Annotated in this window: 8 protein-coding genes and 1 tRNA gene; 1 reads left to right on the forward strand and 8 read right to left on the reverse strand. The window is 74.4% G+C overall.

The genetic code is table 11. The features are described 5' to 3' along the window. Nucleotides 1-37 precede the first annotated feature (37 nt). Nucleotides 38-958, forward strand: coding sequence for a PfkB family carbohydrate kinase (locus H488_RS29125; RefSeq protein ID WP_017833716.1), 921 nt, complete (start codon nucleotides 38-40; stop codon nucleotides 956-958). Nucleotides 959-1,042: 84 nt separating this feature from the next. Here the strand turns inward: H488_RS29125 and H488_RS29130 are convergent. From H488_RS29130 to H488_RS29165, 8 genes are all read right to left on the reverse strand, one after another. After that, nucleotides 1,043-1,116, reverse strand: a tRNA-Pro gene (locus H488_RS29130). A gap of 79 nt (nucleotides 1,117-1,195) precedes the next feature. Further along, a complete protein-coding gene (gene der, locus H488_RS29135; protein WP_017833717.1) occupies nucleotides 1,196-2,755 on the reverse strand; it encodes a ribosome biogenesis GTPase Der in 1,560 nt (519 codons plus the stop codon). Nucleotides 2,756-2,828: 73 nt separating this feature from the next. Beyond that, nucleotides 2,829-3,566, reverse strand: coding sequence for a (d)CMP kinase (gene cmk / locus H488_RS29140; protein ID WP_017833718.1), 738 nt, complete (start codon nucleotides 3,564-3,566; stop codon nucleotides 2,829-2,831). Beyond that, the gene (locus H488_RS29145) at nucleotides 3,563-4,687 is read right to left on the reverse strand and encodes a prephenate dehydrogenase (RefSeq protein ID WP_017833719.1); all 1,125 of its coding nucleotides are present in this window, start codon (nucleotides 4,685-4,687) and stop codon (nucleotides 3,563-3,565) included. Before H488_RS29145 ends, cmk begins: the two co-directional genes overlap by 4 nt. A gap of 9 nt (nucleotides 4,688-4,696) precedes the next feature. After that, nucleotides 4,697-5,800: a pseudouridine synthase gene (locus H488_RS29150; protein WP_017833720.1), complete on the reverse strand. Its 1,104-nt coding sequence runs from the start codon at nucleotides 5,798-5,800 to the stop codon at nucleotides 4,697-4,699. A gap of 9 nt (nucleotides 5,801-5,809) precedes the next feature. Beyond that, nucleotides 5,810-6,424 carry an SMC-Scp complex subunit ScpB gene (gene scpB, locus H488_RS29155; RefSeq protein WP_017833721.1) on the reverse strand — a complete coding sequence of 205 codons (615 nt, stop codon included), beginning with the start codon at nucleotides 6,422-6,424 and terminating at the stop codon, nucleotides 5,810-5,812. Further along, entirely contained in the window at nucleotides 6,421-7,305 is an 885-nt protein-coding gene (locus H488_RS29160) for a segregation and condensation protein A (RefSeq protein ID WP_017833722.1), read from the reverse strand. Before H488_RS29160 ends, scpB begins: the two co-directional genes overlap by 4 nt. Next, nucleotides 7,305-8,198, reverse strand: a complete 894-nt coding sequence (locus tag H488_RS29165) for a ParA family protein (RefSeq protein ID WP_017833723.1) — start codon at nucleotides 8,196-8,198, stop codon at nucleotides 7,305-7,307. Before H488_RS29165 ends, H488_RS29160 begins: the two co-directional genes overlap by 1 nt. Nucleotides 8,199-8,363 lie beyond the last annotated feature (165 nt).

The raw sequence follows: 8,363 nt of genomic DNA on the forward strand, positions 1-8,363 counted from the left end.
GCTCGCGAGCGGAGCCGCTCGGAGGAAGGAGTGCCGGATGTCCGGTGTCGTGGTGGTCGGACAGGTGGGACGGGATCTCGTGCTGACCGTGGCGGAGCTGCCGGCGGAGGGCGGTTCCGCCGACGTGCTCGAGCGGCAGGAGCTGCTCGGCGGCAAGGGCGCGAACCAGGCCGTGGCGTGCCGCCAGCTCGGCGCCGAGGTCGCCCTGGTGGGGGTCGTGGGCACCGACTCCGCCGGCGCGGAGGTGCTCGCCCAGGCCGCGGCCGACGGGATCGACGTCGGCGCCGTGGTGCGCCGCGCCGGCGCCCCGACCGCGCTGCTCGTCGACCTCGTGGGGCCGCGCGGGGTCCGCCGCCTGCTGGAGGACGTGGACGCCCGGATGCTGCTGGACGCCGGGGACGTGCGCGCGAGCCGGGACCTGCTGCGCTCGGCGGACGCCGTGCTGGTGCAGCTGCAGCAGCCGGGGGCGGCCGTGACGGAGGCCCTCGAGGCGGCCGCGGCGGGGGGCGCGATCGTGGTGGCCGACGGCGCCCCGGCGGACGGGGCGGTGCGCCGGCGGGTGCTGGGCACCGCGGACGTGGTGCGCGCGGACACCGCCGAGACGGAGGCACTGGTGGGCTGGGCGCCGCAGGACGTGCCGGGGACGGTGCGGGCCGCGGAGTCGCTGCTCGCGGAGGGCCCGCGCGTCGTCGCCCTGGCCACCGGCGAGGGCGACGTGGTCGCCTGGCCGGGCGGGCACGTGCTCCTGCCCCACCTGGGCGAGGATCCCGTGGACCCCACCGGGGCGGGCGACTCGTTCGTGGCCGCGCTCACCGTCGCGCTGCTGCGCGGGGAGAGCCCCGAGTCCGCCGCCTGGTGGGCCGCGGCGGCGGCGGCCGAGGTGGTCGGCAGCGCCGGCGGCCGGCCGGACCTCGACCTGGACCGGCTGCGGGAGTCGGCTTCCCGGGCCCGCCGGTAGGCAGCACGGGTGCCGGAGGCGCCGTCCCCGGGAACGAGAGAAGGCCGGTGGTCCGCGTTCCCGCGGTCCACCGGCCTCGAATCGTCGGGCTGACAGGATTTGAACCTGCGACCCCTTGACCCCCAGTCAAGTGCGCTACCAAGCTGCGCCACAGCCCGAAGTGCTCAGTACGTTCCCGCCCCGAGCACTCGCATCACATTACAGCAAGCTCCGGCGGAATTCATCTCGGCGGGCGCCTCAGCGCTTCCGGTTCCGCTTCTCCCGCACGCGCATGGACACCTCGATGGGGGTGCCCTCGAAACCGAAGGTCTCGCGGAGGCGGCGGGTGATGAACCGCCGGTACCCGGGGTCGAGGAAACCGGTGGTGAACAGCACGAAGCGCGGCGGCCGGGAGGAGGCCTGGGTGCCGAAGAGGATGCGCGGCTGCTTGCCGCCGCGCACGGGGTGCGGGTGGGCGGCCACGATCTCGCCGAGGAACGCGTTGAGCCGCCCGGTGGGGACGCGGGTGTCCCACGAGGCCAGGGCGGTCTCCAGGGCGGGGACCAGCCGGTCCTTGTGCCAGCCGGTCTTCGCCGAGACGTTCACCCGCGGCGCCCAGGCCACGTGCGCGAGGTCGCGGTCGATCTCCCGCTCCAGGTAGTAGCGGCGGTCCTCGTCCATGAGGTCCCACTTGTTGAAGGCGAGCACGAGGGCGCGCCCGGAGTCCACGGCCAGCTGCAGGATGCGGACGTCCTGCTCGGAGAGCACCTCGTCCGCGGCCAGCAGCACCACGGCCACCTCGGCGCGCTCGAGGGCGGCCTGGGTGCGCAGGGACGCGTAGAAGTCCGCGCCCTGGGCCATGTGCACGCGGCGGCGGATGCCCGCGGTGTCGATGAAGCGCCAGGGCTTGCCGCCCAGCTCGATGAGCTCGTCCACGGGGTCGCGGGTGGTCCCGGCCAGGGGATCCACGACGACGCGCTCGGAGCCGGCCAGCTTGTTGAGCAGCGAGGACTTGCCCACGTTCGGGCGCCCGATGAGCGCCACGCGGCGGGGCCCGCCGGTCAGCTCGGTCTCGGCCACGGCGGAGAACTCCGGCAGCAGGTCCGTGACCGCGTCGAGGACGTCGGCGGCGCCGCGCCCGTGCAGGGCGGACACCGGGTGCGGCTCCCCCATGCCGAGGGACCACAGGTAGGTGGCCTCGACCTCGAGCTGCGGGGAGTCCACCTTGTTGGCGACCAGGATCACCGGCTTCCGGACCTTGCGCAGCATCTTCACGATGGCCTCGTCCGCGGCGGTGACGCCCACGGTGGCGTCGAGCACGAGCAGCACGGCGTCGGCGAACTCCACGGCCATCTCGGCCTGCTCGGCGACGCGGGCGTTGATGCCCTTGGCGTCGTACTCCCACCCGCCGGTGTCCACGAGGGTGAAGTTGCGCCCGTTCCAGGTGGCCCGGTAGGAGACGCGGTCCCGGGTCACGCCCGGGGTGTCCTCCACGACGGCCTCGCGCCGGCCGAGGATGCGGTTGACGAGGGTCGACTTGCCGACGTTGGGGCGGCCCACGATGGCGAGCACCGGGGCGGGCCGGCGCACGGGGGCCTGGTCCCCGTCCTCCGCCCACTCGGCGAGCAGCGCGGCGTCCTCCTCGTCGAGCTCGTAGTCCTCGAGCCCGGCCCGCAGCGCCTGCGCGCGCTGCTCGGCCTCGTCGTCGTCGATGGCCGCGAGCCGCTGGGCGACGTCGTCCGTGGTGCCGCCGAGGATCTCGGCCTCGTAGGGGTCGTGGGCGGTGTCGTGCGCGGAGTTCTCGGGGTTGCCGGTCATGGCTGTCCTTCGCTGGGCCGGGTGCGGCCGGTCGGGGTGCGGAAAAATGTCGGGGGAGGCGGTGCGGAGCGGTTCAGGCGGAGCGGCCCGCGGCCCGGACGACCACGTCGATGACGGCCTGGACGGTCTGCTCCACGGTGAGCTCGGAGGAGTCGATCGTCACGACGCCGTCGGCGGCCTCGGTGAAGTTCACGACCGTCGCGTCCTTGGCGTCCCGGCCCACGACCCGGGCCCGCAGCTGCTCGGCGTCCTCGACGCCGCCGTTCTGCAGGCCGCGCCGGGCCATCCGGGCCCGTTCGTCGGCGGTGAGCAGGATCCGGGCGTCGGCGTCGGGGGCCACCACGGTGGTGGTGTCCCGGCCCTCGGCCACGATGCGCCGGCCGCTGTCCGCGATGAGCTCCTGCTGGCGGGCCACCAGCACCGCCCGCGCGGCCTGGTTGGTGGCCACGGCGCTGACCGCCTCGGTCACCCGGGCGCCGCGGATCTCGACGCCCACGTCGGTCCCGCCCACGAACACCAGCTCCCGGTCGGGGTCGGTGCCCTGGGCGAGCGGGAAGGAGCGGGCGGCCTCGACCACGGCGCCGCCGTCGTAGAGGTCCACCCCGCGGTCGAGGCACCACCACGTCAGCGCGCGGTACATCGCGCCCGTGTCCAGGTAGGCGAGGCCGAAGCGGCGGGCGACCTCCTTGGACACGCTGGACTTGCCGGAGCCGGAGGGCCCGTCGATGGCGACGACCAGCTGCCGGCCGGCGGCGGCCGGCGTCCCGGTGCCGGGTGCTGCGCTGCGGGCGGTGTTCGTTCCGGTGTTCACTGCACGACCTTCCATCCGCGCTCCTGGAGCGCCTCGACGAGTTCCTTGCGGCGGTTGGGCAGCACGGAGACCTCGACGAGGCCCACGGGCTGGCCCGGGGAGTGCTCGAGGCGCAGGTCCTCGAGGTTGACGCCGATCTCCCCGATCTCGGTGAGCAGCCGGGCGATCTGCCCGGGGACGTCCCCGACGAGCACGGTGAGGGTCGCGAACGCGCGGGGCGCGCCGCCGTGCTTGCCCGGGATCCGGGCCCGGCCGGCGTTGCCCTCCGACATCAGCTGGGCGATGTCCAGCCGGGCGCCCGGGGCCCGCGGGGCCTCGAGCGTGGCGATGAGCCGGTCGAGGTCCTCGCGCACCCCGTGCAGGGACGCCACCACGGGAGCGGCGTTCGCGGAGAGGATCTGCACCCACAGGCCGGGGTCGGAGGCGGCGATGCGGGTGGTGTCCCGCAGCCCCTGGCCCGCGAGGGACAGGTGGTGCAGCGGGGTGTCCTGCAGCCGGGAGGCCAGCAGGGAGGACATCACCTGCGGCAGGTGGGAGATCAGCGCCACGGTCGCGTCGTGCTCGCGGGCGTCCATGAACGTGACCGTCGCCCCGAGGTCCACGGCCAGGTTCTTCGCCGCGGCCAGCGCCGCGGGCGCGGAGCGGCCGGAGTCGCACACGACCCAGGGCATGGACGTGAACAGCTCGCCGCGGGCGGCCACGGGGCCGGACTTCTCCCGCCCGGCCATGGGGTGGGTGCCCACGTAGCGGGTGAGGTCCCCGCCCCGGGCGCGCACGTCCTCCAGCACGGACTCCTTCACGGAGGCGATGTCGAGGACGACCGCCTCCGGGTGGCGTCCCAGCGCCTCGACCACGGTCTCGGCGGTGACGTCGGGCGGGGTGGCGACGACGACGAGGGCCGGCTCCGGCACCCGGTCCTGCCCCGCCGCGCGGCAGGAGCGGCCGGCGCCGATGTCCTGGGCCACGGCCTCGGCGGTGGGCGAGGAGTCCTGCAGCCAGACGTCCACGCCGAGGTGGCGCAGGCCCAGGCCGATGCTGGCGCCGAGCAGGCCGGCGCCGACCACGAGCACGGGCCCGGCGGTCGCCGCGGGGGTCGGCGGTGCGGTGGGGGTCTGCGTCACGGGCGCTCCCTACATGCCCACCGAGGCGAGGAGGTGCCCGACCTCGGTCTTCGACAGGCGGCGGATGGTGCCCTGGCGCTGGTCCCCGATCCGGATGGGGCCGACCTCGGTGCGCACGAGCTTCTCGACGGGGTGGCCCACGGCGTCGAAGAGCCGGCGCACGATGCGGTTGCGCCCGGAGTGCAGGACGACCTCGACCAGCAGGTGGCCGGGGGTGGAGTCCACGAGCCGGAAGGAGTCGACGGAGGCGATGCCGTCCTCGAGCTCGATGCCGGCCTTCATGGCCGCGCCGACGCCCTTCTCCATGGGCCCGCGGACCTGCACGAGGTAGGTCTTGGGGACCTCGTAGGAGGGGTGGGTGAGCCGGTTGGTCAGCTCGCCGTCGTTGGTCAGCAGCAGGAGGCCCTCGGTCTCGACGTCGAGGCGGCCCACGTGGAAGACGCGCTCGTTCTTCTGCTGGTTGAGGTAGTCGGCCACGCACGGCCGGCCCTCGGGGTCCTCCATGGTGGAGAGCACCCCCTCGGGCTTGTTGAAGGCGTAGTAGACGAGGTTCTCGTCGAGCTGCACGCGGACGCCGTCGACGTGGATCTCGACGGTGTCCGGGTCCACGCGGATGCCGAGCTCGGTGATGGTCTCCCCGTTGACCTGCACGCGGCCGGCCTCGATCATCTCCTCGCACACGCGCCGCGAGGCCACGCCGGCCTGGGCCATGAGCTTCTGCAGGCGCACCCCGTCCGGGTCGTGCTGGTCGAGCCGGTCCACGGGCGGGTTCTTGGGGCGGCGCTTCCGGTGCGGCGGGCGGTACGGGGTGGCGGGCATCCGCCGGGCGCTCTTCTCGGAGGACGCGAACGGGCGGGGCCCGCGGTCCTGACCGGTGCCCGTCGAGGACCCTCCCCTGGCGGCGCCGCCCTTCGCGGCGCCACCCTTGGCGGTGCCCTTGCCGGCACCGGCCTTGCCGGCACCGGCCTTGGCGGGGCCGCGGCCAGGAGCGCCCTTCCCGCCCTGGAACGACGTGCCGCCCTGGCCGGTGCGGGGCTTCTGGCCGCCCTGGGAGCCGGGGGCGCGGCGGCCGCCGGGCCCGGGGCGGCCGGATGATGAACGTGAAGTGGCCATGGTGGTGTCTCAGTCCTCGTAGTGGTCGATCTGGTCGATGCCCGGCAGATGAGGGGCGATGTCGGGGAGCTCGTCGAGCGAGCCGATGCCCATCTTCTCCAGGAAGAACGTGGTGGTGCCGTAGAGCACGGCGCCGGACTCGCCGTCCCGCTCGAGCTCGCGGATCAGGCCTCGCTGCACGAGCGTGCGGACGACGCCGTCGACGTTGACCCCGCGGATCGCGGAGATGCGTCCCCGGCTCACGGGCTGGCGGTAGGCCACGACGGCCAGGGTCTCCAGGGCCGCCTGCGACAGCCGGGCGGTCTGTCCCTCCGCGACGAACGCGGAGACGACGGGGGCGAACTCGCTGCGCGAGTGGATCCGCCAGCCGGCACCGGTGCTGCGCAGCTCGAACCCGCGCGGCGCCAACGTCCCATCATACCCCGGATCGGCGGCGACGCCGTCGTACTCCGCGCGGAGCCGGTCGAGGACCCGCTGCACGGTGGCGACCGGGACCACGAGGGCGGCGGCGATCTCGTACTCGCTGACGGGCTCGTCGGCCACCATCAGGATCGCTTCGACGGCGGCCCGCACGCCGCCGGGCAGCGCCTCGAGGTCCGGCCCGCCCTCGGCCGCGGGGCTCACGCCGGGGCCCCCGAGGCGGCCGGGACCCCGTCCGGGGCCGCGACGACGGCCGCCGGGCCCGCGGCGTCCTCGGACAGCCGGTCGGCGGTCCACCCGGTGCCCGCCCCGGTCCAGCGGACCGTCAGCTCCCCCAGCGGCTGCTCCTGGGCGAGCTCGAGCACCGCGTCCCGGTACATCTCGAGCAGCGCCAGGAACCGCACGACCACCGCGAGGGTGGACCCGGCGTCCGCGACGAGCACCCGGAAGGAGCGCGGGGCTCCGTCCTCGAGCAGCCCGGCGAGGATCTCCGCCTCGTCCCGGACCGTCACGGCGGCCCCGTGCAGGTGGTCCACCCCGACCTCCGCGGGCGCCCCGGGGCGGGGCACGAAGACGGAGCGGGCGATCGCGGCGAACTGCTCCGGCGTGGTCCGCCAGTCGAGCTCGGGCAGCACGGCCGCCACGTCCGGGTCCAGCGGCACCGACCGGGGCAGGCGGGTGGACTCGGCCCGCATCCGCTCGTCGAGCAGCACGGCCACCTCCTTGAACGCCTTGTACTGCAGCAGCCGGGCGAAGAGCAGGTCCCGTGCCTCCAGCAGGGCCACGTCCTCCTCGTCCTCGACCTCCCCGCGCGGCAGCAGCCGGGCGGCCTTGAGGTCCAGGAGCGTCGCGGCGACCACGAGGAACTCGCTGGCCTCGTCGAGGGCGCGGGTCGAGCCGATCTCGTGCAGGGCGCGCACGTACTGGAGGAACTCGTCCGTGACGGTGGCCAGCGCGATCCGGGTGATGTCCAGCTCGTGCTTGGCGATCAGGGAGAGCAGCACCTCGAAGGGCCCCGCGAAGTCCTCCAGCTGCACCGCGAAGCCGCCGGGACCCTCGGGGACCGGCGGCTCCTCGGGGTGCATCAGGGTGCGCCGCCGCGCGAGATGAGCTCCCGCGCCAGCTGACGGTAGGACTCGGCGCCCTGGTGGGCCGTGGCGAAGGAGAGGATGGGCTCGGCGGCCACCGTGGCGTCCGGGAACTTCACGGTGCGCTTGATGACGGTGTCGAAGACCTTGTCGCCGAAGGCGTCCACGATCCGGGCCATGACCTCGCGGGAGTGCAGGGTCCGGGAGTCGAACATCGTGGCGAGCACCCCGTCGATCTGCAGGCGGGGGTTGAGCCGGTCCTGGACCTTCTCGATGGAGTCCACGAGCAGCGCCACGGCGCGCAGGGCGAAGAACTCCGCGATGAGCGGGATGACCACCCCGTGCGCGGCGGTCAGCGCGTTGACCGTCAGCAGCCCCAGCGAGGGCTGGCAGTCGATGATGATGACGTCGTAGTGCTCCTCGAGCTTGCGCAGGGCACTGGCCAGCACCTGCTCGCGGGCCACCTCGGTGACGAGCTGCACCTCCGCCGCGGAGAGGTCGATGTTCGCGGGGAGCAGGTCGACGCCCTCGACGTCGGTCTCCTGGACCACGTCCCAGACGTCCACGGAGCGGTCCATCATGACGTTGTAGACCGTCAGCTCCAGCTCGTGCGGGTTGGCGCCGAGGCCGGCGGAGAGGGCGCCCTGCGGATCGAAGTCGACGAGCAGGACCTTGCGCCCCAGCTCGGCGAGCGCCGCGCCGAGGTTGATGGTCGAGGTGGTCTTCCCGACCCCGCCCTTCTGGTTGACCATCGCGATGATCCGGGCGGGCCCGTGGGTGGAGAGCTCGGGCGGCTCGGGGAAGTCGCGGGCGGGACGGCCGGTCAGGCCGACGGTTCCCGTCCCGGCCTCGCCCGTGCCGGGGTTCCTCTCGTCGCTCTGCTGGCTCACTCGTGGCACCGCTCTTTCGTTCGTGGTCGCGCTCGGGCGGACCGGCCCCGGGCACGGGGTGGCCCGGGCCGGACGGGCCGACCTGGGGTTTTCCTGGACTCGATCAGCTACCAGGGTACCGCCGCCGCCGGGCGGCCTTTTCGAACGAGTTTTTCCTGGGTCAGG

This window comes from Kocuria sp. UCD-OTCP, assembly GCF_000349605.1.
GTDB classification, from domain to species: Bacteria; Actinomycetota; Actinomycetes; order Actinomycetales; family Micrococcaceae; genus Kocuria; species Kocuria rosea.

Coding starts and splice junctions, on each gene's coding strand:
- H488_RS29125 (WP_017833716.1), top strand. CDS start 38: ATGTCCGGTGTCGTGGTGGTCGGACAGGTGGGACGGGATCTCGTGCTG.
- der (WP_017833717.1), bottom strand. CDS start 2,755: ATGACCGGCAACCCCGAGAACTCCGCGCACGACACCGCCCACGACCCC.
- H488_RS29150 (WP_017833720.1), bottom strand. CDS start 5,800: ATGGCCACTTCACGTTCATCATCCGGCCGCCCCGGGCCCGGCGGCCGC.
- H488_RS29160 (WP_017833722.1), bottom strand. CDS start 7,305: ATGCACCCCGAGGAGCCGCCGGTCCCCGAGGGTCCCGGCGGCTTCGCG.